A 23,311-nucleotide genomic window follows, 5' to 3' on the forward strand; every position below is an offset into this window, starting at 1 on the left:
GCTTCGTCACTTCGGCGCCGGCGCGCATCGACTCATCGCGAGCCGCCGTGCGTGCGAAGTGGACGGGAATCGTGCGCTACATCAGCGCTGGCAGCGTCTCGACAAGCGCAACGGCCGCGAGCACACCGATCAGCGCGCCGATCACGCGCAGCGTGTTGTGTCTGAATTCCGTCGCGCACGGCACCGCGCCAAGAAAGAGCGCGCCAGCGAGGGCCATCGGGATGATCATCACGAAATCGCCGATCGTGAAATAACCTTCCATGCTCGTCTCCTTATCGTATGGGCGACGAAGGCTCGCAACGGTTGTCGTTCTCGTCGTCATGCCAACGGCATGATGCTGCGGCCCCGGGCCTGAAATCGAGTATAGGTGAGGGCGGCGAGCGTAGCGGCACGCGTGTGCGCCGTGAGGCTCCCCCTGAAGCGCATGCCGCGCCGCAAAAGCCCGCCTGAGGGGGAGTTCCGCGTCGGTGCGATGCGCGCAGGGCTCAAATCGCGAGTCGTCAGAATATTACGGACGCCTTTCGGTTGCAGCAGCGCGCGGCGCACAAGAATACAAGTGCGCACGCTGCGTGCCGCGCCGGGCGATATCGCGGCTCAGGCGGCTCCAGCGCGCTCGCGCGCTCGCAGCTTGAGCGCCAGCGCGAGCCCCGCGACCAGCAGCACGATCACGAGGCCGGCCACGCCGCCCCAGCCTGCCGCAGTCCAGAAGTGCCCGCCGATTGAACCCATCACGCTCGAGCCGAGGTAGTAGGCCAGCAGGTAAAGCGCAGCGGCCTGGCCCTTCGCTTCGCGCGCGAGCCGTCCGACCCAGCCGCTCGCCACCGCATGCCCAGCGAAGAAACCAATCGTCAAGCAGGCGATGCCCGCCGCAATGGCAGTGAGCGGCGCGAACAGCGTGAGCACGACGCCCGTGAGCATCAGCGCGAGACTGGCGATCAGCACGCGACCGCGCCCGAAGGTGTCGGCCATGCGGCCCGACCACGGCGAAGCGACCACGCCGGTCAGGTAGACGAGGAAAATCGCGCCGATCGCCGCTTGGCTCATGTGATAAGGCGGCGCGATCAGCCGGTAGCCGATGTAGTTGTAGAGCGTGACGAAGCTGCCCATCAGCACGAAGCCCATGGCGAACAGCATGGGCAGTCCCGGCCGCGCGAAATGGCGCAATAGCGCCGCGCGGTGATGCGCGAAACCCAGGCCGCTTTTCGGCACGAAGTGGCGCGAGGGCGGCAGGAGTGAGCGGAACGCGAACATGGAGGCAAGCCCGAGCACGCCGATCACGGCGACTGCCGCGCGCCAGCCGAACAGGTCGGTGACGATGCCCGTGATCACGCGCCCGGCCATGCCGCCGATGGCCGTGCCGCCCACGTAAAGGCCCATCGAAAGGCCGAGGCCGTCCGGGTGCATTTCCTCGGCGAGCCAGGCCATGGCCACGGCGGGCACGCCGCCCAGCGCGATGCCCTGGAGCGTGCGCAGCACGAGCAACTGATGCCAGTGCGGCACGAAGGCGGTGGCGAGCGTGAGCAGCGACGAGGCGCACAGTGACGCGGTCATCATGCCGCGCCGGCTCCAGCCTTCAGAGACGAAGCCGGCGACGAAGATCGCGATGGCGAGCGCCGCCGTGGTGAACGAGAGCGAAAGGCTGCTCTGCGCGGGGCTCACGCCGAAGGTTTCGGAGAACGCGGGCAGGAGCGGCTGCACGCAGTAGAGAAGCGAAAAGGTGGCGTAGCCGGCGAACAGCAGCGCGAGGCTCGCACGCCAGAATTCGGGGGTGCCGCGTTCGATGTACGGAACGGCGGAGGGCGCGGAATTGCGCGGGGCGCCCGGTGATGCAGTCACGGCTCGATCTCCAGCAAATTGCAAAGGCGCAACGATACGCCTGTTGGGCGAACGGCGTTGTCGAGCGCCGCAGGCCGGGTGCCCGGCGCTGCCAGGCTTAACCGCGTGGCCGCTTTAGCCCGGTGCCCGCGACGTACCCGGCTGCGCGCTGCGAGCCGCGCTCGGCTCGCTCGCCGAAGCGCCTTGTGGCCCGCTGGCGGGCTGCGCTTTTTGCGCGTCGTCCGGGTGGGCGAGTGCCGCATCGCTCGGCAAATCCGCCGCGCTCCAGCCGCCGCCCAGCGCCTTCACGAGCGCGACGCTCGCTGCCATGCGCCGGCGCGAGATCGCCACGGCCTGGCGTTCGTTGGTGAGCGCCGTGGTTTGCGCGACGACCACGTCGAGGTACGTAATCGCGCCGCTGAGATAGCGATTGTTGATCGTGACGAGCGTGCGCTGCGCGGCGTCCACCGCGCGGTCCTGGGCCGCCGCCTCCTGCTCCAGCACGCGCAGCGCCGCGAGGTTGTCTTCGACGTCGCCGAAGGCGTCGAGCACCGTTTGGCGGTACTGCGCCACGTTCTCGTCGTACTGGGCGCGCGCTTCGTTGCGCACCGCCTCGCGCCCGCCGAAGTCGATCAGCGTGCCCGCGAGCGTCGGTCCGAGCGACCAGAAGCGCGCGGGCGCGACGAGCCACTGGCTGAAGTTGGTCGCCTCCAGGCCGCCCGTGACGGCAAGTATGAGGCTCGGGAAGAACGCCGCCGTCGCCACGCCCACTTGCGCATTCGCGGCGGCCATGCGGCGCTCGGCAGCGGCGATGTCGGGGCGTCGTTCGAGCAGCGTGGAGGGCACGCCTGGCGGGCTCGCGATCGCGCGCACCGTGTAGGCCTCCTTAGGCGCGGCTGCGAGCGTGAACGTGGAAGGCGACTGCCCGATGAGAATCGCAATGGCATGTTCGAGCTGCGCGCGCTGCACGCCGAGATCGATCGCTTGCGCCTCGGTGGTCTGCAACTGCGTTTGCGCCTGGCCCACATCCGCGTCGGTGGCGATGCCGCCCGCGTAGCGATGCTGCGTCAGTTCGAGCGATTCGCGATAGGCCTTGATCGTGTCGTCGAGCAACTGCCGTTCGCGGTCGATGCCGCGCAGCTCGAAGTAGTCGGTCGCGAGTTCGGCCTGCATGGAGAGCAGCACGGCCTGCATGTCGGCGGCGCTCGCCTGCGCATTCGCGCGGGCGGCCTCGACGTTGCGCGCGACGCGGCCCCAGATATCGGGTTCCCATGTCGCGTCGATGCCGACGGCGTAATCGTTGATCGTTTGACCGGCCTTCGACGTGAACAGGACGTTCTGCGAGGTGCGGTAGCGTGAATAGTCGCCGCTCGCCGTCACGAGCGGAAAAAAGCTCGAACGCTGCTGCGCGACGTTCGCGCGCGCCGCGCGAAAGTGCGCCTGTGCGGCCTGCACGTTCTGGTTCGCGCTCTCGACCTGGGCTTCGAGTGCGTCGAGCGTGGGGTCCTCGTAGATCGTCCACCACGCGCCGCGCGACGCGTGGTCCGCGGGCTGCGCAATCGTCCAGCCCGTGCCTTCGAGTTCCTTGAACGTCGCGGCCACGGGCATGGCCGGGCGCACGTAGTCGGGGCCGACCGTGCAGGCGCCGAGCGCCCCAAGCATGGCCAACGTGAGAAGTCGAACGCGTGCGTGCTCCATCATTCGCCCTGCGTTTGCGCGGAATTGCTCGCACCGCTCGCGCCATGTGCCGCACCTGCCTCATGCTCGCCGTGCGGCTGCACGATGCGCACCGGCGTACCGTCGACGATCGCGTCCTGCGGATTGACGATCACGCGCTCATCGCCCGTAAGCCCCGCCGCCACCGCGACGCGCGTGCCGAAGTCGGTGCCGAGCGTGACCTTGACGAGCTTCACGCGGTTTTGCGCATCGACGGTCGCCACCTTCACGCCGTCCGGGCGGAACAGGAAGGCGTTGCCGGGCAGCGTCATCGGCGTGGCCGAGCCGTCGAGCGCGAAGTGGACCTGCGCATAAGCGCCGGGCAGCAACTCGCCGCTGCGGTTGTCCACGTCGACTTCCACGAGCATCGTGCGTTGCTGCGCATCGACCGCGCCCGCCGTGCGCGCGACGATGCCTGGAAAGTGCTTGCCCTGCTCCTCGTTGAGCGTGAGGTACGCATGCTGCTGCACGCGGATCTGCTGCGCGTAAGCCTGCGGCACGTTCGCATACACGCGCAGCCGGTCGGCCTGCGCGAGATGGAACAGTTCCTTCTGCGAGGTGCCGCCGTTGCCCGCGTCGATGAGCGCGCCCACGTCCACGTTGCGTGCGGTGACGATGCCGTCGAAGGGCGCCGTCACGCGTTCGTACGACTGCAGTTGCGAGAGCCGCGAGACGTTGAAGCGCGCGGAATCGAGCGTGGCCTTCTTCGCGAGCATGTCGCCGACTTTTTCGTCGGTGTCCTGTTTGGCCACCGAGCGCGTTTGCAGCATCTGCGTCCAGCGGTCGGCGGTGGTTTTCGCGAGCGCGTAATTGGCTTCGGCATTGGCGAGATCGGCGCGCGCGGCACGCAACTGGTCATCCACTTCGGGCGCGTCGATTTCGGCGAGCAACTGGCCCGCCTTCACGTGCGCGCCGATGTCGAAGTACCACTTGCGCAGATAACCGTTCGTTCGCGCGTAGATCGGCGTGTCGAGAAACGCCTGTACGTTGCCGGGCAACACGAGGTCGAGCGCGCGTGTTGAGCGCTGCGGCGTGACCACCTGCACGGAAAGCGTGCTCGCGGTTTTCGCATCGCGTTCGAGCGCCGCATGCGCGCTGTGGCGCGACCAGATGCCCTGCGCGGCGAGCCCGATCACGACGAGCGCGGCGAGCACGAGGGGCCAGCGCCGCGATTGATGTGGGCGATGCGGCTCTTGCGGCGGGGGCGTTTGCGAATGATTCGTCATGACAGGGTATTCATGATTTGGGCACCACGTTTTCACTGGCGCGCTGGCGGCGCTCGCCGAGCTTGCGGTAGATGAGCGAGAACACCACGGGTACGAAGATCAGCGTGGCGAGCGTGCCCACCGCGAGGCCGCCGATCACGGCGCGCCCGAGCGGCGCGTTCTGCTCGCCGCCTTCGCCAAGGCCGATGGCCATCGGCACCATGCCGATCACCATGGCGAGCGCTGTCATGAGCACCGGGCGAAAACGCGTGTAGCCCGCTTCGATCGCGGCGCGCGCCGCGTCGCCGTGCAGTCGCAACTGCTCGCGCGCGAAGCTGATGACGAGAATGGAGTTCGCCGTGGCAATGCCGATACACATGATCGCGCCCGTGAGCGCGGGAATGGAAAGCGTGGTGTGCGTGAGGAACAGCATCCAGACGATGCCTGCGAGCGCGCCCGGCAACGCGGTGATGATGATGAACGGATCGAGCCACGACTGGAAGTTCACGACGATCAGCAGATATACGAGCACGATCGCGAAGATGAGACCACCGAACAGTCCGGAGAACGAATCGTTCATCGTCTGCACCTGGCCGCGTAGCTGGATGCTCGATGTCTTCGGCAGTTCGCTGCGCGTCTGGTCGATGATCTTCGCGATGTCGTCGGAAACGGCGCCCAGGTCGCGCCCGTCGGCGGTGCCGTAGATGTCGATGGTGGTCTGCGCGTTGTAGTGCGTGACGACCGCGTCGCCCGATACGCGCTGCATGCTCGCGAGCGAGCCGAGGATATTGCTGCGGCCGTTCGCGGTGAGCGGAATGTTGGCGAGCGACTGCAGCGAATCGATCGTGTATTGCGGGGCTTCGGTCACGACGTTGTAGCTCACGCCGTTGATCGGATTGAGCCAGAACGTGGGTGTAGTCTGCTGGCTGCCCGAGAGCGTGATGAGCAGATCGCTTGCCACATCCTTCTGCGTGAAGCCCGCCTGCTGCGCGCGCGTGCGGTCGACGTCGATGAAGATGCGCGGCAGGTCGGAGGGTTGCTGGATGCGCGCGTCGACGAAGCCGGGCACGCCGCGCAAGCGCGACAGCAGCTTCGCCGCGAACGCGCGGTTGCCGGCCACGTCGCGGCCCACGATCTGCACGTCGATGGGCGACGGCATGCCGAAGTTCAGCGTCTGGCTCACGATGTCGGCGGGCAGGAAGGCGAACTGCACGCCCGGGAACTCGTCGTTGAGCGTGCGGCGCAGCAGGCGCACGTAACCGGCGGTGGCGTGGTGATCCTCGTTCAGCGAGATCAGCACGTCGGCGTCCGAGGTGCCGATGGTGCCCGTGTTGCTGTACGAGAGGTTGATGCCCGAAACCGGCAGGCCGATGTTGTCGATGATCGAATGCAGCTCGTCCGGCGGAATCAGCGTGCGCACGCGCTTGTCGATACGATCGACGAGCACGGCGGTTTCCTCCACACGCATGCCGGTTTTCGCGCGCACGTGCAGCGCGATGGTGCCTGCATCGACTTGCGGAAAGAAGTCGCGCCCGAGGAACGGCATGAGCAGCAGCGACGCGCCACAGCAGGCGAGAAACGCCACGACGAACCACACGGGATGCTTCACGCGCGCCGCGAGAAACACGCGATAGCGCTCGCGCAGCCCCTCGAAGCCGCGCTCGAACGCGAGATGCACGCGCATGAACGGATTGCGCGTCGCGCCATGCACGTGATGCAGGTCGGCGGCCTTGTGATGATGGCGCATCAGGTACTTCGCGAGCGTGGGCACGAGCGTACGCGAGAAGAAGTACGAGGCCAGCATCGCGAACACCACGGCTTCCGCGAGCGGGATGAAGAGGTAGTGCGCCACGCCCGTGAGCAGGAACATCGGCACGAACACGATGCAGATGGAGAGCGTGGAGACGAGCGTGGGAATCGCGATCTGCTGCGCGCCGTCGAGAATCGACTGTTCCAGCGTCTTGCCTTGCTCCAGTTGCTGGCTGATGTTCTCAATGGCGACCGTTGCGTCGTCAACGAGAATACCCACCGCGAGCGCGAGCCCGCCGAGCGTCATGATGTTGATCGTCTCGCCGAGCGCCGCGAGCACGATGACCGAGGTGATCATCGAAAGCGGAATCGAGATCGCGATGATGAGCGTGGCGCGCCAGTTGCCGAGAAACAGCAGAATCATGAGCGCCGTGAGCGCCGCGGCGATGAGCGCTTCGCGCAGCACGCCCTGCACCGAGGCGCGCACGAAGAGAGACTGGTCCGCGACCGGATCGATATTGAGCGATGGCGGCACGAGATTGCGCAGCGTCGGCATCATCTCCTTGATGCGATCGACGATTTCGAGCGTGGACGTGTTGCCGCTCTTGTTGATGGTGAGGAGCGAGGCGCGCTGACCGTCCACGCGCACGATGTTGGTTTGCGGCACGTAGCCATCGCGCACGTGCGCCACGTCGCGGATGTAGATCGTGCCGCTTTCCGTGGTTTTCACGGGAATGTCGTTCAAGCCCGCTAAGCTGTCGGGGCTTGCGTTCATCGTCACCGAATATTCGGTGGCGCCTATTTTCGCCGTGCCCGAGGGCAGGATCAGGTTCTGCGCGCTGATGGCGTTCACCACGTCCATGGGCGAGAGATTGTGCTGCTGCAGCGCGCGCTGGTTGATGTCGACCATGATCTGCCGCTGCTTGCCGCCATAGGGCAGCGGGGCGGAGGCGCCCGGCACGGTGGCGAGCTGCGTTTTCAGGAAGTTGTTGCCGTAGTCGAACAACTCCTGCTCGGTGAGCTGCGGCGAGGAGAGCGACAGGCGCAGGATCGGCACCGTCGAGGCGTTGTAGCGCAGGATGAACGGCGGCTGGATGCCCGGCGGCAGCGAGCGCAGCTGCGCCTGCGACAGCGCGGTGACTTCGGCGAGCGCTTCCTGGATATTGGCATGCGGCTGGAAGAAGATCTTCACGACCGCGATGCCGTTGAGCGACGTCGATTCGGTGTGCTCGATATCGTTCACCGCCACGGAAAGGCCGCGCTCGTAGTTGAGCACGATGCGCTTTTCCATTTCGTCGGCGGGCAGGCCCGTGTAGGTCCAGATCACCGAGAGCACCGGGATGTCGATGTTCGGAAAGATGTCCGTGGGCGTGCGCAGAATCGTCAGCGGTCCGACGATCAAGAGCAGCAACGCGAGCACGACGAACGTGTACGGGCGCTTGAGCGCGAGTCGAACGATCCACATGGAACGGCAGGTTCCTTCGCTGGTGGCGGAGTGTGGCTCGCGCGGCTGGTCTGGCCGCGATGGCGAGCGTTTAGGTTATCGGTATCGTGGCCGGCTATTATGGCGTGCGTAAGGTCTTTGCCTGTGCTGCGCCGGGCCTTTGTGGTGCACGGTTGGGACAGGACTATAGCGCCAGTCACCATGCATCAGCGTACTTTTCCAGGGACTGCCCTAGCAAGGGCGCGGAGAATGGGGTTTACCATCTGTTACAGTCAGGCTTTCGTAAGTTGTGTGAACGAGGCAGGGCGCGGTTGTGACGGCGAAAGGCGGTATCTGCACGACGCCTTTGATACACCCCCCTATTTTTTCGCTTTGCTCATGCGCTCAAACAAGCAACAATGGGGATGCCAAGGGTCGGGCCGTGCGTGAGCGCGCGCAAAGAGCGGGTCGCCCGGGGCACGTTTGGATGCGCGCACAACGGTTGGTGCGCATCGGTTTTTTTGTCAGCATGCCGACCGGTCTTCCTTCGAGGGAGCCGGCGAAGGTAGCGAGGTAACGGGGAAACATCATGCAAATCGGTTCTATTGTCCGTACCGTTCATATCGCCGTGCCACAGGGCGCGCGCGGCATCGTGATGCGCATTCTCGGCGACATGGCGATGGTGACCTGGTATGCCGGGGAGCCTGGCTCGTCGGCGCAGCTCAACACCGAGCCCTTTTTTCTCGAAGATCTGATCGATACGGGCGAGCACGTCATGCCCGCCGGCACGCAGATCCACTGAGCCTGGGCCCTGTGACACGTTGACGAGGCGTGCCGCGTCTCGTCGCAGCGTTGCGCGCCGTGCGTTTGTGTTCGTCGTGTTCCTCGTGCCTGTCGTGTCGTCGTGAATACGCCGCGCTCGCAGGCGCTGCCCGCAAGAGGCACAATTGCGGGTATGAATGACGATCCTTCTTTTATCCCGGGCGAGCCTTACGGTCCCGGCGATTCCAGCGAGCAGCAAGCCGCGCCGTACGCGCGCCTGACGCCCGAATGCGTGCTCGACGCCGTCGATGGCGTGCTGATTCCGGCCAACCGCCGCACGGATGGCCGAATGCTCGCGCTCAACAGTTACGAGAATCGCGTGTACCAGGTGGGCGTGGAAGACGGCCCGCCGCTCATCGCCAAGTTCTATCGCCCCGAGCGCTGGAGCGGCGAGGCGATACTCGAAGAGCACGCCTTCGTCGCCGAACTCGCCGCGCGCGAGATTCCAGTTGTGCCCGCGCTCACCCTCGAAGGGCGCACGCTGCACGAGTTCGACGGGTTTCGCTTCTCGCTTTTCGAGCGCCGTGGCGGCCGCGCGCCTGATCTCGACCGCAGCGACACGCTCGAATGGCTGGGCCGTTTCATCGGCCGCATTCACGCCGTGGGCGCGACCGAGCCGTACCAGGCCCGCCCCACGCTCGACATCCAGACCTATGGCTACGAGCCGCGCACGTATCTGCTCGAACATGCCTTCGTGCCCTCCGACGTGCGCGAAGCGTGGCAGACCGTGGTGACGCTCGCGCTCGAAGGCGTGGAGGCGGCATTCGAGCGTGCAGGCGATGTGCGTTCGCTGCGTCTGCACGGCGACTGCCATCCGAGCAACGTGCTCTGGACCGACGCCGGCCCGCATTTCGTGGACTTCGACGACAGCCGCATGGGTCCCGCTATCCAGGATTTGTGGCTGCTGCTGCCCGGCGATCGCGCGGGCGCCTCGCGTGCGATGGCGGATTTGCTCGCCGGTTATGAGGACTTCTGCGAATTCGAGCCGCGCGAGTTGCATCTCGTCGAAGCGCTGCGCACGCTGCGCCTCATTCACTACTCGGCGTGGCTCGCGCGCCGCTGGCACGATCCCGCGTTTCCGGCCGCCTTCCCGTGGTTCAACACGCAGCGTTACTGGGAAGAACGCATTCTCGAACTGCGCGAGCAGATCGGCGCGATGCAGGAAGGGCCGCTCTGGCCCGTGTGAACGTCGCGCGCGGGCTCACTGCGCGCTCGCCGGCATATCCGGCGCGGCGCCCTGCGCAGACGGCTTGACGATCAATTGCGCGCGCAGGTCGCGCGCCATCGTCTCGAACGCGGGGCGCATCTGTGCGAAATCATCTGCGCTGCATACGTCGCTCTCGAAATGCGTTTGGCCCGTACGCGTGACGCGCAGCACGTTCTCCTGAGCGTCAAGCGCGTACTGTGAACTGAAATCGATCAAACGGTTATCGGCGTGCTGCGGCATGGGCACGTCGAGCACGCGCATGCCCGGCGGCAGCACGATGCGCGCGCGCTCGGTCATCACCACGTTGCGGCACATGAAGGGCTGCGTGCGCCGCGGTTCGCCAAGCCAGTAGCGCAGATTCGCGTCGAGTCCGCCCACGAAGCTCGTGAGCGTGGGCACGGGCGTGGTCATCTCCGGGTCGACGAAACCGTCGAAGGTGCCCGTGAGCGTGAGCACGAGCGGGCCCGCCGTCGCGTCGAGCGGGCTGGAGGCGAGCGTGGCGTTGCCGCGCAGGTTGGCGTTGCGCAGCTCCCATTGCAGCGATTCCTCGCGCTGTGCGGGCGTTTGCAGGCGCAGCGCGCTGCGGGTCTGTTCGGCGGACCAGCCCTCTGCCTGCAAGCGGTAGATGAAGCGCGCGGAGCCGTCGGGCGCGACCGTGATGTCGAGATCGCTCTCGCGCGTGGTCGAGGCCGTGGCGGGCGTGCGGACCAGCGTGCCGTCGCCGGCGAGCACGGCCTCGCGGTCCATATCCGTCGACGGCAAGTAGCCGAACTCGACGTTGCTCGCGGTGGAGTCCGCGAACATCTGCAGATCGGGCAGCCAGGTGATGACGTGATTGATCACGCCGAAGCCGGGCACACTCGGCAGCGTGTAGACCGTGCCGCTGTTCACGAGCGCAGGCGTGCTGCGCACGCCCACGGCGTCGAGCAGCGCGCCGTAGAGCGCGACGTGGTCCTTGCAGTCGCCATAGCGGTTCGCGAGCACGTCGGTTGCGCTGTGCGGCACGATTTCACCGCGCCCGATATTCATCGCGACGTAGCGGATGTTGCGGCGCACCCAATCGTAGAGCGTTTGCGCTTTCGCGCGCGGCGTGTCGTCGTGGGCCGTGAGCGTCTGCGCGAGATGCACGATGGCCGGGTCGCGTACGGTTGGATCGGCGGCCGCCTCGCGATAGACCTTCGCGAAGGCCGCGTAATCGGGGAAGGTGGACACCATCAGCCGGTCGCCGTAGCTCACGTAGGCCACCGAGCCATATTCGAGGCGCTGGAAAAGCGACTTGTCGTAGCGATACTCATAACGCGTGCGGCCGTTCGCCGTGGCGGGCGGCAGCACGGTGAAGCCGCGCGCGTCGGCGTAGAGCGGCACTTTCGCGGGCAGGTCGTAGATCACGCGGAAGTTGTGCGTGGGCGCGAGGTCCGGCGGCGTGAAGTCGCTGAACCAACCGGGCACGAGCGGCACGCGCTGGACCTTGCGCCACGTGAGATGCACGCGCGCGCCAGGCTCGACGGCCGGGAACACGATCACCTTGTCCTGCACGTCCTGGAACATCGGGGCATCGAACGAGCGCACTTCCTGCACGTCGCGGATCTGCTCGGGGCGCACGTCGTGACGGCCGCCCCGGGCGTCCTCGGTCCACGCTTCGAGCACGTCCACATGGGCCATCTCGCGGTTGAACCACACGTAATACTGGCCCGCGCGCGCAATACCGGCCTCTGTGTTCACGCGCAGCGTGAGCGAGTCGAGCTTGGTGTACGAGCCGTCCGCATGGACGGTGAAGGTCTGCGTTTCCGATTCGTTGGTGTAGGGCGCCTGCGCGGCGCTGCCTGCCGGATTCAGCGCGCTCGCTTCGAGGGGCACGGGTATGAGCTGCGCCACGCCCGGGCGCAGGTCGGCGGCGAAGGTTCCCGTGGCGGGGCCGAGCACGGTTAGGCAAAGAGCGAGAGCGAGGCGCATGGGGGGCTCGGCAGGTGTAGGGTCGCGGATGGGCGCTACTTCTGCCACTTAAAAGTCATGCAACCCGCTTGTCAAGCGGATGGCCCGCACACAGCCCGCAGGAGTTCCTGTATCGAGCATTGAGTCTAAATGCTGGGCCGCGCCATGAAGCGCCCGCTGGCGTGGTTCTTCCTGGCGACCTACGGCGCTGCTGCCAGTTTGCTGCGCGCGCAACAATCGATCGAGCGTGACGGCGCGCGGCCGCCGAATGGCATATGTATGTTTACCTCATATTGCCAAGGCAGCGTCTGGGGACTAAGGTTCGTGCAGCCGTCAAGCGGCAAATAAGTGTTCTGTGCGTTTGCGCACAAAAGAGCACGAAAGACCACGCCTACCAACAGCCATTTTGGATGGGACCAGAGCGAGCGTTCACCCCTCTCTCAACCTCTGGTCGATTCGGGAGATCCCATGAGCAGCGTTGCAGATTCGACGCGCGGTGCGCAAAGCGCACCTTTCTTTTCCAAAGAGGCGACCGTCGCCCCGCCGGGCTTTTCGCGCTGGATGGTGCCGCCCGCGGCGCTGGCCGTGCATCTGTGCATCGGCCAGGCCTACGCGTTTTCCGTGTTCAACGCGCCGCTCACGAAGGTGATCGGCATTACGCAGTCCGCGTCCGACGACTGGTCGCTCACCACGCTTGGCTGGATTTTCTCGCTGGCCATCGTGTTTCTCGGGCTTTCCGCCGCCTTTGGCGGCAAGTGGCTCGAACGTGTGGGCCCGCGCCGCACGATGTTTACCGCCGCATGCTGCTTTGGCGGCGGTTTCCTCGTTTCCGCGCTAGGCGTGTATCTGCACCAGATCGCGCTGCTCTATCTCGGCTACGGCGTGATCGGCGGCATCGGCCTCGGGCTCGGCTACGTCTCGCCGGTTTCGACGCTGATCCGCTGGTTCCCCGACCGCCGCGGCATGGCAACGGGCCTCGCGATCATGGGCTTCGGCGGCGGCGCGATGATCGCCGCGCCCCTCTCGGTCAAGCTGATGAAGTTCTTCGCGAGCGACACGAGCGTGGGCGTCGCCGAGACCTTCGTAGTGCTCGGCATTGCGTACTTCATCTCGATGTCGATTGGCGCACTCACCATCCGCGTGCCCGCACCCGACTGGAAGCCCGCGGGCTGGACGCCGCCTGTCGTGGCGAAGAAGCTCGTGTCGAACCAGCACGTGCATATCGACCAGGCGCTCAAGACGCCGCAGTTCTACCTGATCTGGCTCGTGCTGTTCCTCAACGTGACGGCGGGTATCGGCATTCTCGGCCAGGCCTCGGTCATGATTCAGGAAAGCTTCAAGGACACCGTGAGCGCCGGCGCGGCGGCGGGCTTCGTCGGCCTGCTCTCGCTTTTCAACATGGGCGGGCGCTTCGTGTGGGCTTCGGCTTCCGACTGGGTGGGGCGCAAGAACACCTACTTCATTTTCTTCGTGTTCGGCGCGGTGCTCTACTACGCGGTGCCGCAGTTCGCGCAGAGCGGCAACATCGTGTTCTTCGTGCTCGCGTTCTGCTTGATTCTCTCGATGTACGGCGGTGGCTTCTCGACCGTGCCCGCGTATCTCGCTGACATGTTCGGCACGGCGTTCGTGGGCGGCATTCACGGCCGTTTGCTGACCGCATGGGCCGCGGCTGGCGTGGCGGGCCCGGTGCTCGTGAACTACGTGCGCGCCTATCAGGTCGCGCACGGCGTGGCGAAGGCCGACGCGTACACGATGACCGTGCACATCATGGCTTCGCTGCTCGTGATCGGCTTCATCTGCAATCTGGTCGTGCGCCGCGTGGACGCAAAGCACCATATGAGCGAGACGCAACTCGCCGCCGGTAAATAAGGAGGAACGCGCAATGTCTACTCAAGCTGCCCCGAAGTCGTCGAACAAGGCGCTGATGGCGATCTTCTGGCTCTACGTGCTGGTGCCGCTCGTGTGGGGCGTGACCAACACGCTCACGCAGGCGATGAAGCTGTTCGGCTGATGCCGTGAAGGGAAGCGGGGCGGCGCGCGCCGCCCCGAGAGAAACCCCGTGCTGCGGGCCGCCGACGCGAGTCACGGCCCGCAGTTTTTTTGGGGCGCGCGGCAAGCGATGTAGGCCGCGCGCCCCGCGCACGTTCATGGCAAACCCGCGCCGCGCCGCAGTACGATGCGTTCTCGTACGCGGCTGCCGGAGAAGGGCGATGGTGCGGATCATGATGATCCTGCTGGGCGTGGAGTATCTGCGCGAGCGATGGCGCGGCGTGATGGCCGCCGGCGTGGTGAGTGCCTTTGTGGGCGCGGCGCTATTCATCGACGCGCTGGACGGCGTGCTGTATTTCCATATCGCACCGTTCGCCTGGTTGCTGCTGATCGAAGGTCTCGCCACGCTCGCGGTGGCATGGACCGGCATGGGCGGCCAGCGCACGCTGCGTTACGTGAAGGGTTTCGGTTTTTGCATGACGGCGGTGCTCGTGCTCTCGGGCTACCGGCACGCGTCGTTCATCATTTCGATGGTGTTCGCCACGCTCTTTCTCGCCGATGGCCTGCTGCAGATCGCCTCGGCCTGGGTCGTGCGCTATCGCACGTGGGGTCTTGCGGTGGCGGGCGGCGTGCTGCAGATCGCCATCGCCATATTTCTCTACCAGCCTTATCCCACGCACTACAAGGGCACCGTGCCGTACTGCCTCGGGCTCATTCTGATGTTCACGGGCTGGAACCTGCTGCTGCTCGCCTTGCGCGCGCGCCAGCTCGCCGTGAATCCGGCGGCGGCGCAGGGCGGCGCGGCTGCGCTCGTGGCGAGCGCGGTGGGCGCGGCGAATTCGGCAAAGGGCGCAGGTCCGAAGCTCGCGCAAACCGTGTTCGATGGGCCACCCGAGCCGCAAGAGCGTGCACTCACCGTCCATGTGTGGACGCCGGTGGGTACTTCGAAGTCCGAAGCGAGGCGCCAGCCGCTCATCGACCGCTATATTGCCGCTGTCGATCGCGATGGTGTGATTTCCACGGGGCACGCGGCGCTCGAATCGCCCGAGCGCGTGTACATCAGTCTCTATCCGGCCGTGGAAATCGATCGTTCTCCCGATGAATTCACGCGCACCCTGCGCGCGACCCGCGAGAACGACGTGCCGGGCCTCTTCCAGCCCGACTACGTGACGGAGTCGAAGGCGTGGTGTCCGTCCACGCGCCAGGTGCGCATCAGGAACTACGATCCGCTTCGGCTGGAAAGCTTCTGGCAGCGCTATCGCGAGGATACGACCTACAACCTTACGCACCGCAATTGCTCGAGCACGGTTTCGCACGCGCTGGAAGCTGCGCTGGAAGGCGCGACGCCGCGTGTGTGGGGCCACGGGTGGCTCGCGTTCGCGCGCATGCTCATGACGCCGGAGCTCTGGGTGGCGGCACAGGTGCGCAAACGCGGCCAGACGATGGCGTGGACGCCTGGACTCACGCTCGACTATGCGCGCGCGCTGAGCATGCTGGCGGACCCGCGTCCGTCGGGATGGACGCGCATGCTGAGATCGCTGCGCGCGTCGATGCTAAGACGGGAGCGCAGGCACGAGCGCGAGCGCAAGCATGAGGCCGATCACGACGGGCGCTCGCCTCACGCGTGAAGGCAGCAACGCGGCGGCTTCACACATCGCACGTCGATCCTGCTCCCGCCGCCTGTTCGCGCGCGGCCTTGGCGCCTTCCACCTGGAGAATGGTCGGCAGCGACACACCGTTTTTCGCCGCCGTGACCTCCGCGAGGATCGACACCGCGATCTCCGGCGGCGTGCGGCTGCCGATGTAAATGCCCACCGGGCCATGCAGCCGCGCGAGTTCCGCTTCGCTCAGGTCGAACTCCTTGAGCCGCTCGCGCCGCGCCGCATTGTTGCGCCGCGAGCCGAGCGCGCCCACGTAGAACGCGGGCGTCTTGAGCGCCTCCATCAGCGCGAGATCGTCGAGCTTGGGGTCGTGCGTGAGCGCGATCACGGCGCAGCGTTCATCGAGCTTCATGTCGAGCACGGTGTCGTCGGGCATGGTGCGCACGAGCGCCGTGCCGGGCACGTCCCAGGTGTCGGTGTATTCCTCGCGCGGGTCGCACACGGTCACCTGATAATCGAGCCCCACTGCGATCTGGCAGAGATAGCGCGAAAGTTGCCCCGCGCCGATCACCAGCATGCGGTAGCGCGGGCCGTGAATCGTGAGCAGGCGCGCGTCGTCGAAGTCCACGCCATCGGTCGCTTTTGCGGGGCCGAGCGTGGCGCGGCCGCTCGCCATATCGAGTGTGCGCGCAACCAGTTCGCCGCGCTCGACCGTTGCGAGCAGTCCGCGAATGCCGGAGGCCTCGGAGAGCGGTTCGAGGACGAGCTGGATCGTGCCGCCGCATGGCAGTCCGAAACGATGCGCCTCTTCCGCCGTGATGCCGTACTTCACGGCCTCGGGTCTCGCAATCGTGACGCCTTCGCGTCGCACGCGGTCGATCAGATCGTCCTCGATGCAGCCGCCCGAAACGGAGCCGACCACGTGGCCATCGTCTCGCACCACGAGCATCGCGCCCTCGGGGCGCGGCGACGAGCCCCACGTTTTCACCACTGTCACCAGCAGCGCGCGGTGCCCTTCGTCGAGCCAGCGCACGCTGGATTTCAGGACTTCGAGATCCACGCTGTCCATGATCGTTTCCTCTTCGGTGTTTCGTCTGCGTCTTCGCCTTGCGGCTGAGCTTCTGCGTCGCTCGCGGCAGCCGCCGCTGCTTCATCGGTATTTTGCTGTGCATCGCCGCCCAGCTGTTCCCCGAAGCGCTTGAAAAACTCGCCGGCGATCTTGCGCGCTGCGCCGTCCACGAGGCGCGAGCCGATCTGCGCGAGCTTGCCGCCCACCTGGGCGTTTGCGGTGTAAGTGAGCGTGGTCGTCTCGTCACCGGTGGATTCGAGTTTCACGTGCGCGTCGCCCTTGCCGAAACCCGCTGCGCCGCCCTGGCCCTCGAAGACGATTGTGTAGCTGTTCGGGGCGTCGATATCGGCGAGCTGCATGCGGCCCTTGAAGCGCGCCTTCACCGGACCCACGGCGGCGGTCAGCGCGACGGCGTAGGCGTTCTCGCCATCGGCTTCGATGCTTTCGCAGCCCGGTATGCACGCCTTGAGGATCGCCGTGTCGTTGAGCGCTTCCCACGCGCGCTGTTGCGGCACCGGCAGCGTGTGGCTTTCTGTCAGCTCCATCGTGTTTCTCCTTGTGCCGGGCGCGCCTGCAAGGTGTGCAATGCGCGTGCCGGTTGTGCCAGATGAGGCGTCGTTCGAGGCGCATGGGCAACCGGTGCGGTTTCGCACAGGCTGCGCGCGAACGCTTCGAGGCTGTCGAGATTGTGGACGGGGTAATGCGCGTCGACGTGCGGCAGCATCGCCTGCACGCCACGCGCTTTGGGTACGAAGTCGCGGTAACGCAAGAGCGGATTGAGCCACAGCACGCGATGCGCGAAGCGATGCAGGCGCGCCATCTCGTCGCTTAGGACGCCGCAATCATCGTGATCGAGCCCGTCGGTGACGATCAGCACTGTCGCGCGTCCGCCGAGCATGCGGCGCGCCCAGCGGCGGTTGAACTCGGCGAGCGTCGCGCCGATGCGCGTGCCGCCCGACCAGTCCGCGACCTGAGTAGCGAGCTGCGTGAGCGCAACGTCGGGGTCGCGTTCGCGCAGCGCGCGCGTGGCGTGCGTCAAGCGCGTGCCGAACAGAAACACCTGCAAACGCTCGCGCGATTGCAATAGCGCGTGGCAGAAGTAGAGCACCGCGCGCGAATAGCTGCTCATCGAGCCTGAGATGTCGAGCAGCAGCACGAGCGGCAGCTTGCGCTCCACGGGCGCACGATATTTCCACACGGTCCAGTCGCCGCCCGCGCGCACCGCGTGGCGCGCGCTCGCGCGCAAATCGGCGTGCGTGCCGTGCGACGATGCTTTCAGGCGCCGCGTGCGTTCGGTGGCGAGCGGCAAGCGGCGCGCGCGGATCAGGTGGCGCAGCGCGCGCCACTCGTCAGCGGAAAGGGTGTCGAAATCACGCTGGCGCAGGCGTTCTTCGGCGCTGAACGTGGCGTGTGCGCGCAACTCGTGTTCTTCGTGCGAGGGCGGCGGCTTCGCGCCCGGGCGTGTGGCGGGGCGTGCCGCGAGCGCGTCGGCGAGGCGGTTGTTGCGGCGCGGCGGCGGCACGCCGCCTTGTACCTTCGGCAGCAGGAGCGCGCGCAGCTTGCCTTCGAAATCGGGATCGCGCCAGAAGAGGGCGAAGGCGGCGTCGAAGATCTCCCTCTCGTCGGGCGCGCTCGTGAGCAACGCTGCGAGCGCCGCATGCACATCGTCTCGGCGGCCGAGGTCGATATGGCGCAGCGCTTCGATCGCGTCGACGGCGCGCGAAGGCGACATCGGCAGGCCCGCGCCGCGCAGCAAACGCACGAAATGCACGACGTTGCGTGCAAACACGGGCGCGAGCGGGGGCATTGCAGCGGGCGATGTGGCGGTGGCGTGGGCTTCAGGCGTTGAGGCGGCGGGCATCGTGCTCACTCCGCAAGCGCGAGCGTTTGCGCGATGCGTTGCGCGTCGAGCTGCGCGAGGTCGTCCTGGTACTTGAGGAGCACGCCCAGCGTGTCCTGCACCGACTGCGGATCGAGTTCCGTCACGGCGAGCGCGGAGAGCGCGCGGCACCAGTCGATCGTCTCCGCAATGCCGGGTGCCTTGAAAAGGTCCATCGTGCGCAACTGGTGCACGAACGCCACGGCGCGATGCTGCAATTGCGGGGCGGTTTCAGGCGCGCGCGCGGCCACGATCGCGAGTTCGCGCGCGCGATCCGGGTATCCGAGCCATTGATAAAGACAGCGCCGCTTGAGCGCGTCGTGCACTTCGCGCGTGCGGTTCGAGGTGATGACCACGAGCGGCGGTGTACTCGCGCGGACGGTGCCGTATTCGGGAATCGATACCTGGAAGTCCGAAAGGAGTTCGAGCAGGAAGGCTTCGAACGGTTCATCGGCGCGGTCGATTTCATCGATCAACAGCACGCGGCGCGCAGAAGGGTTGTGCGGATCGGGTTGCAGGGACTGGAGCAGCGGGCGTTTCAAAAGAAATTCGTCCCGATAGAGCGTGTCGTTGCGCGGCTTTTCGCCAGCGGCTTCGGCAAGACGCAGCGCCATGATCTGGCGCGGGTAGTCCCACTCGTAGAGCGCGCTCGCCGTGTCGAGTCCTTCGTAGCATTGCAGGCGCAAAACCGTCGTGCCGAGCATCGCCGCAGCGGCTTTCGCGAGTTCGGTCTTGCCCACGCCCGGTTCGCCTTCGAGAAACAGCGGGCGCTCCATGCGCAGCGCGAGAAAGAGCGCCGTGGCGAGTTCGCGGCTCGCGAAATAGCCGCGCGCTTCGAGTTGCGCGAGGGTGTCGTCGATCGAGGCGGATTGCATGAGTCTGTCTGGCGGGCGCGGATCAAAGGCGGCGAGCGCTTCCCTGTCTACCGGGAAGCGCTCGCCTTCGGGACAAGCCTAGCCGTTGGCCTTCGCCACCGCGCGGGCCGCGAGCACCGGGATCAGGTGCGCGCGATATGCAGCACTTGCATGCAAGTCGGTGTTGAGGTCGTCGGCGGGGACCTTCACCGCGCGTGCGGCTTCGGGCGCGAAGTTTGTCTTCAGTGCGCTCTCCAGCGCGCCCGCGCGGAACACCGATGGTCCGGCGCCCGTGACGGCCACACGCACCTCGCCAGCGAACTTCGCGACGAACACGCCCGCGAGCGCGAAGTGCGAGGCCGGATTGCGAAACTTCTCGTAGGCCGCGCGTTCGGGCACCTGGAACTCGACCGACACGATCAGCTCGTCGGGCTCCAGAGCCGTTTCGTACATGCCGCGAAAGAAGTCGTCGGCCGCGATGCGCCGCCGGTCCGTCACCACCGTCGCGTTCAGTGCGAGCACCGCAGCCGGATAGTCGGCGGCCGGATCGTCGTTCGCGAGCGAGCCGCCGAGCGTGCCGAGCGCGCGGACCTGGCGGTCGCCGATCATGCCCGCGAGGTCCGCGAGCGCCGGCAGCGCGTTGCGGATCTGCGCGTTTTCGGCGACGTCGGCATGGCACACGGCCGCGCCCACCTTCACCACCTTGCCGTCCACCTGCACGGCTTTGAGCTCGGGAATGCGCGTCACGTCCACGAGCGTGGTGGGCTGCGCGAGGCGCAGTTTCATCGCCGCGAGCAGGCTCTGGCCACCGCCGAGGAATTTGGCGTCGGCATCGGCCGCGAGGGCTTTCACGGCGCCTTGCGCGTCACTGGCGCGCTGATAATCGAATGCGTACATGGAGCGCCTCCGCTCAAGGTTGTGAAGGGGACTGCGCGGCCTGGATCGCTTGCCATACACGATGCGGCGTGGCCGGCATCTGCAGGTCCTTCACGCCTAATGGCGCGAGTGCGTCCAGAATCGCGTTGATGACGGCGGGCGGTGAACCGATCGCGCCAGCCTCGCCGCAGCCCTTCACGCCAAGCGGATTGTGCGTGCACGGCGTGCCTTTCGCGGTTTCCACCGTGTACGAAGGCACATCCGACGCGTGCGGCATCGCGTAGTCCATGTACGAGCCCGAGAGCAGCTGTCCGCTCTCCTTGTCGTACACGCACTGTTCGAGCATCGCCTGGCCGATGCCCTGGCCGAGCCCGCCATGCACCTGGCCTTCGACGATCATCGGATTAATGACGTTGCCGAAGTCGTCGACGGCGGTGAAGCGTTCGATGCGCGTTTCGCCCGTTTCGGGATCGACTTCGACTTCGCACAGATACGCGCCCGACGGATACGTGAAGTTGGTCGGGTCGTAAAACGCACTTTCGTCGAGGCCCGGTTCGAGCGTCTCCAGCGGATAGTTGTGCGGCACATACGCGGCGAGCGAGATTTCGGCGAAGGTCTTCGTGCGGTCGGTGCCCGCCACGCGGAACACGCCGTCGGCAAACTCGATGTCCTCCGCGCCCGCTTCGAGCATGTGCGCGGCGATCTTCTTCGCCTTCGCCTCGATCTTGTCGAGCGCCTTCATGATGGCCGAGCCGCCCACCGAAATCGAGCGCGAGCCGTAGGTGCCCATGCCGAAGGGGATGCGGCCCGTGTCGCCGTGCACGATCTCGACCTGCTCGATCGGCACGCCTAAGCGATCGGCCACGACTTGCGCGAAGGTTGTCTCGTGGCCCTGGCCGTGGCTGTGCGAGCCGGTGAAGACCGTGACGGAACCGGTCGGGTTCACGCGGACCTCGCCCGCTTCGAAGAGGCCCGCACGCGCGCCAAGCGCGCCCGCGATGTTGGATGGCGCGAGCCCGCACGCTTCGATGTAGCACGAGTAGCCCAGGCCGCGCAGCAAGCCACGCGCCTTCGATGCGTCGCGGCGCGCGGCGAAGCCCTTGACGTCGGCGAGTTCGAGCGCGCGCCCAAGGCACGCTTCGTAATCGCCAGTGTCGTAGGTGAGGCCCACGGGCGTGGCATACGGGAAGTTCGTGATGAAGTTGCGGCGGCGGATTTCGGCGGGATCGATGTTCATTTCGCGCGCGGCCGTTTCCACCAGACGCTCGACCACGTAGGTCGCTTCCGGGCGCCCCGCGCCGCGATACGCATCCACCGGCACCGTGTTCGTGAACACGGCCTTCACCTCGGCGTAGATCGCGGGCGTGGTGTACTGGCCCGCGAGCAGCGTGGCGTAGAGGATGGTCGGTACGCTGGAGGCGAACGTCGAAAGATACGCGCCCATGTTCGCCGTGGTGTGCACGCGCATGGCGAGGAACTTGCCGTCCTTGTCGAGCGCGAGTTCGGCTTTCGTGACGTGGTCGCGGCCGTGTGCGTCGGATACGAAGGACTCCGATCGTTCGGCGGTCCACTTTATCGGACGGCGAATCTTCTTCGAGGCCCACGTGAGCGCGACATCTTCGGCGTACAGAAAGATCTTCGAGCCGAAGCCGCCGCCCACGTCGGGCGCGACGATACGCAGCTTCGTTTCGGGCAGCCCGAGCACGAACGCGGCCATGAGCAGGCGCTCGACGTGCGGATTCTGGTTCGCCACGTACACGGTATAGCTGTCGTCGTGCTGCGAGTAGCTCGCGTTCACGGCGCGCGGCTCGATGGCGTTCGGTATGAGCCGGTTGTTGACGATGTCGAGCGTCGTCACGTGCGCGGCCTGTGCGAACGCGGCGTCGGTCGCGGCCTTGTCGCCGTGGCCCCACGTATAGCAGGTGTTGTTCGGCACGCCGTCGTGCACGAGCGGCTGGCCCGCGTCGGCGGCGTGCGCCGTGTCGACGATGGCGGGCAGCTCTTCGTAATCGACTTCGATCAGTTCGGCAGCATCCTTCGCGGCCTTGACCGAATCGGCGATCACGAGTGCGACCTGGTCGCCCACGTGGCGCGCTTTCTCGTGCGCGATCACCGGATGAGGCGGCTCGTTCATCGGCGTGCCGTCGATGCTGTGAATGAGCCAGCCGCACGGCAGGCCGCCCACGTTTTCCGCCGCGAGGTCCGCGCCGGTGAAGACGGCCACGACGCCGGGCGAGGCCTTGGCCGCGTTCGTGTCGATGCTCTTGATGCGCGCATGCGCGTGCGGCGAGCGCACGAACACGGCGTAGGTTTGCGCGGGCAGCACGACGTCGTCGGTGTACTGGCCGGCGCCGGTGAGGAAGCGGAAGTCTTCCTTGCGCTTGACGGGCGCGCCGATCATGCGATTGGGTTCGGGTGCATTCATGGTGGCCTCCCGAATCAAGCGGTCGTGGCAGCAGCGGGAGCGCCTGCGCGCATTTCCTGCGCGCCAGCGACCACGGCCTTCACGATGTTGTGATAGCCCGTACAGCGGCAGAAGTTTCCGTCGAGCCCTTCGCGCACGTCCGCTTCGGTGAGGTCGGGCTTGGCGGCGGCGAGCGCGGTCGCGCACATCACCATGCCGGGCGTGCAGAAACCGCATTGCAGGCCGTGGCATTCGCGGAACGCGGCCTGCATCGGATGCAGCGTGCCGTTTTTCGCGAGGCCTTCGATCGTCGTCACCTCCATGCCGTCGCACTGCACCGCGAGCTGGTTGCACGACTTGATCGCGCGGCCGTTCAGGTGGACGGTGCAGGCCCCGCATTGCGCCGTGTCGCAGCCGACGTGCGTGCCGGTGAGACGCTGCTGTTCGCGCAGGAACTGGACGAGGAGCGTGTGGGGTTCGACCTCGGCGGTCACGGGCGCGCCGTTGACCGTGAGGCTAATACTGATCGCCATTGATTGTCTCCAATGTCGACCGGAGCCGATGCTGCGTGTGGCTCCGGTCCCATACCATGTGATGGGATAGAGACCTGCCTGGGCCCGCTTTTGTACACTGAATCGACCGCCATACCCGCCCGCAGTCAAACTCGTCCGTCTAACGCATTGCGCTTCATTGCGCGCGCAACGCAAACCGCCGCGCAAAAAGTGCGGGGCGGTTCGGGCGAATTGAACCGATACGGGTGGAGCGGAATC

Annotated in this window: 19 protein-coding genes; 6 read left to right on the top strand and 13 right to left on the bottom strand. The window is 66.3% G+C overall.

Translation table 11 applies throughout. From position 1 onward, the window contains the following. Positions 1-76: 76 nt before the first annotated feature. From L0U83_RS00355 to L0U83_RS00375, 5 genes are all read right to left on the bottom strand, one after another. A complete protein-coding gene (locus tag L0U83_RS00355; protein WP_028203177.1) occupies positions 77-262 on the bottom strand; it encodes a hypothetical protein in 186 nt (61 codons plus the stop codon). Between the two features lie 332 nt (positions 263-594). Further along, positions 595-1,836 carry an MFS transporter gene (locus L0U83_RS00360; protein ID WP_233878905.1) on the bottom strand — a complete coding sequence of 414 codons (1,242 nt, stop codon included), beginning with the start codon at positions 1,834-1,836 and terminating at the stop codon, positions 595-597. 114 nt (positions 1,837-1,950) lie between these two features. After that, positions 1,951-3,516 (bottom strand): efflux transporter outer membrane subunit, encoded by a 1,566-nt coding sequence (locus L0U83_RS00365; RefSeq protein WP_373320937.1) that lies wholly within the window; start codon positions 3,514-3,516, stop codon positions 1,951-1,953. Continuing rightward, a complete protein-coding gene (locus L0U83_RS00370; RefSeq protein WP_233878907.1) occupies positions 3,513-4,757 on the bottom strand; it encodes an efflux RND transporter periplasmic adaptor subunit in 1,245 nt (414 codons plus the stop codon). Before L0U83_RS00370 ends, L0U83_RS00365 begins: the two co-directional genes overlap by 4 nt. A gap of 10 nt (positions 4,758-4,767) precedes the next feature. Then, the gene (locus tag L0U83_RS00375) at positions 4,768-7,950 is read right to left on the bottom strand and encodes an efflux RND transporter permease subunit (protein WP_233878908.1); all 3,183 of its coding nucleotides are present in this window, start codon (positions 7,948-7,950) and stop codon (positions 4,768-4,770) included. A gap of 547 nt (positions 7,951-8,497) precedes the next feature. Between L0U83_RS00375 and L0U83_RS00380 the strand changes: the two genes are divergently transcribed. Both L0U83_RS00380 and L0U83_RS00385 read left to right on the top strand, forming a co-directional pair. Then, a complete protein-coding gene (locus tag L0U83_RS00380; protein ID WP_233878910.1) occupies positions 8,498-8,710 on the top strand; it encodes a hypothetical protein in 213 nt (70 codons plus the stop codon). A 144-nt stretch (positions 8,711-8,854) separates the two neighbouring features. Further along, positions 8,855-9,916 carry a serine/threonine protein kinase gene (locus L0U83_RS00385; RefSeq protein ID WP_373321036.1) on the top strand — a complete coding sequence of 354 codons (1,062 nt, stop codon included), beginning with the start codon at positions 8,855-8,857 and terminating at the stop codon, positions 9,914-9,916. Positions 9,917-9,931: 15 nt separating this feature from the next. On the opposite strand, the gene L0U83_RS00390 is transcribed toward L0U83_RS00385, so the two are convergent. After that, positions 9,932-11,890 carry a DUF3857 domain-containing transglutaminase family protein gene (locus tag L0U83_RS00390; RefSeq protein WP_233878916.1) on the bottom strand — a complete coding sequence of 653 codons (1,959 nt, stop codon included), beginning with the start codon at positions 11,888-11,890 and terminating at the stop codon, positions 9,932-9,934. A gap of 129 nt (positions 11,891-12,019) precedes the next feature. Between L0U83_RS00390 and L0U83_RS00395 the strand changes: the two genes are divergently transcribed. The 4 genes from L0U83_RS00395 to L0U83_RS00410 all read left to right on the top strand — a co-directional run bounded on the left by L0U83_RS00395 (position 12,020) and on the right by L0U83_RS00410 (position 15,486). Then, a complete protein-coding gene (locus L0U83_RS00395; protein WP_233878918.1) occupies positions 12,020-12,217 on the top strand; it encodes a hypothetical protein in 198 nt (65 codons plus the stop codon). Between the two features lie 120 nt (positions 12,218-12,337). Continuing rightward, positions 12,338-13,738 (top strand): L-lactate MFS transporter, encoded by a 1,401-nt coding sequence (locus L0U83_RS00400; RefSeq protein WP_233878919.1) that lies wholly within the window; start codon positions 12,338-12,340, stop codon positions 13,736-13,738. Between the two features lie 13 nt (positions 13,739-13,751). Next, on the top strand, positions 13,752-13,880 hold the full coding sequence (locus L0U83_RS00405) for an MFS transporter small subunit (protein WP_233878921.1): 129 nt from the start codon (positions 13,752-13,754) through the stop codon (positions 13,878-13,880). Positions 13,881-14,079: 199 nt separating this feature from the next. Then, complete coding sequence (locus L0U83_RS00410; protein WP_233878922.1) at positions 14,080-15,486, top strand: HdeD family acid-resistance protein; 1,407 nt, start codon at positions 14,080-14,082, stop codon at positions 15,484-15,486. 19 nt (positions 15,487-15,505) lie between these two features. On the opposite strand, the gene L0U83_RS00415 is transcribed toward L0U83_RS00410, so the two are convergent. The 7 genes from L0U83_RS00415 to L0U83_RS00445 all read right to left on the bottom strand — a co-directional run bounded on the left by L0U83_RS00415 (position 15,506) and on the right by L0U83_RS00445 (position 23,074). Further along, entirely contained in the window at positions 15,506-16,528 is a 1,023-nt protein-coding gene (locus L0U83_RS00415; protein ID WP_233878924.1) for an XdhC family protein, read from the bottom strand. Next, the gene (locus L0U83_RS00420; protein WP_233878926.1) at positions 16,501-17,073 is read right to left on the bottom strand and encodes an SRPBCC family protein; all 573 of its coding nucleotides are present in this window, start codon (positions 17,071-17,073) and stop codon (positions 16,501-16,503) included. Before L0U83_RS00420 ends, L0U83_RS00415 begins: the two co-directional genes overlap by 28 nt. Beyond that, on the bottom strand, positions 17,064-18,335 hold the full coding sequence (locus tag L0U83_RS00425) for a vWA domain-containing protein (protein ID WP_233883590.1): 1,272 nt from the start codon (positions 18,333-18,335) through the stop codon (positions 17,064-17,066). Before L0U83_RS00425 ends, L0U83_RS00420 begins: the two co-directional genes overlap by 10 nt. Before the next feature lie 59 nt (positions 18,336-18,394). Further along, entirely contained in the window at positions 18,395-19,282 is an 888-nt protein-coding gene (locus L0U83_RS00430; protein ID WP_158756689.1) for an AAA family ATPase, read from the bottom strand. A 78-nt stretch (positions 19,283-19,360) separates the two neighbouring features. Continuing rightward, positions 19,361-20,158, bottom strand: coding sequence for an FAD binding domain-containing protein (locus L0U83_RS00435; RefSeq protein ID WP_233878927.1), 798 nt, complete (start codon positions 20,156-20,158; stop codon positions 19,361-19,363). Between the two features lie 13 nt (positions 20,159-20,171). After that, positions 20,172-22,562: a xanthine dehydrogenase family protein molybdopterin-binding subunit gene (locus L0U83_RS00440; RefSeq protein ID WP_233878928.1), complete on the bottom strand. Its 2,391-nt coding sequence runs from the start codon at positions 22,560-22,562 to the stop codon at positions 20,172-20,174. A 14-nt stretch (positions 22,563-22,576) separates the two neighbouring features. After that, complete coding sequence (locus tag L0U83_RS00445; protein ID WP_233878930.1) at positions 22,577-23,074, bottom strand: (2Fe-2S)-binding protein; 498 nt, start codon at positions 23,072-23,074, stop codon at positions 22,577-22,579. Between the last annotated feature and the right edge of the window lie 237 nt (positions 23,075-23,311).

Source organism: Paraburkholderia flagellata (assembly GCF_021390645.1).
Taxonomy (GTDB): domain Bacteria; phylum Pseudomonadota; class Gammaproteobacteria; order Burkholderiales; family Burkholderiaceae; genus Paraburkholderia; species Paraburkholderia flagellata.

Excerpts from the sequence above, each read along its gene's own strand:
- L0U83_RS00355 (WP_028203177.1), bottom strand. The coding sequence starts at position 262 with ATGGAAGGTTATTTCACGATCGGCGATTTCGTGATGATCATCCCGATG.
- L0U83_RS00365 (WP_373320937.1), bottom strand. The coding sequence starts at position 3,516 with ATGATGGAGCACGCACGCGTTCGACTTCTCACGTTGGCCATGCTTGGG.
- L0U83_RS00370 (WP_233878907.1), bottom strand. The coding sequence starts at position 4,757 with ATGACGAATCATTCGCAAACGCCCCCGCCGCAAGAGCCGCATCGCCCA.
- L0U83_RS00375 (WP_233878908.1), bottom strand. The coding sequence starts at position 7,950 with ATGTGGATCGTTCGACTCGCGCTCAAGCGCCCGTACACGTTCGTCGTG.
- L0U83_RS00380 (WP_233878910.1), top strand. The coding sequence starts at position 8,498 with ATGCAAATCGGTTCTATTGTCCGTACCGTTCATATCGCCGTGCCACAG.
- L0U83_RS00390 (WP_233878916.1), bottom strand. The coding sequence starts at position 11,890 with ATGCGCCTCGCTCTCGCTCTTTGCCTAACCGTGCTCGGCCCCGCCACG.
- L0U83_RS00395 (WP_233878918.1), top strand. The coding sequence starts at position 12,020 with ATGCTGGGCCGCGCCATGAAGCGCCCGCTGGCGTGGTTCTTCCTGGCG.
- L0U83_RS00400 (WP_233878919.1), top strand. The coding sequence starts at position 12,338 with ATGAGCAGCGTTGCAGATTCGACGCGCGGTGCGCAAAGCGCACCTTTC.
- L0U83_RS00405 (WP_233878921.1), top strand. The coding sequence starts at position 13,752 with ATGTCTACTCAAGCTGCCCCGAAGTCGTCGAACAAGGCGCTGATGGCG.
- L0U83_RS00410 (WP_233878922.1), top strand. The coding sequence starts at position 14,080 with ATGGTGCGGATCATGATGATCCTGCTGGGCGTGGAGTATCTGCGCGAG.
- L0U83_RS00415 (WP_233878924.1), bottom strand. The coding sequence starts at position 16,528 with ATGGACAGCGTGGATCTCGAAGTCCTGAAATCCAGCGTGCGCTGGCTC.
- L0U83_RS00420 (WP_233878926.1), bottom strand. The coding sequence starts at position 17,073 with ATGGAGCTGACAGAAAGCCACACGCTGCCGGTGCCGCAACAGCGCGCG.
- L0U83_RS00425 (WP_233883590.1), bottom strand. The coding sequence starts at position 18,335 with ATGCCCCCGCTCGCGCCCGTGTTTGCACGCAACGTCGTGCATTTCGTG.
- L0U83_RS00430 (WP_158756689.1), bottom strand. The coding sequence starts at position 19,282 with ATGCAATCCGCCTCGATCGACGACACCCTCGCGCAACTCGAAGCGCGC.
- L0U83_RS00435 (WP_233878927.1), bottom strand. The coding sequence starts at position 20,158 with ATGTACGCATTCGATTATCAGCGCGCCAGTGACGCGCAAGGCGCCGTG.
- L0U83_RS00440 (WP_233878928.1), bottom strand. The coding sequence starts at position 22,562 with ATGAATGCACCCGAACCCAATCGCATGATCGGCGCGCCCGTCAAGCGC.
- L0U83_RS00445 (WP_233878930.1), bottom strand. The coding sequence starts at position 23,074 with ATGGCGATCAGTATTAGCCTCACGGTCAACGGCGCGCCCGTGACCGCC.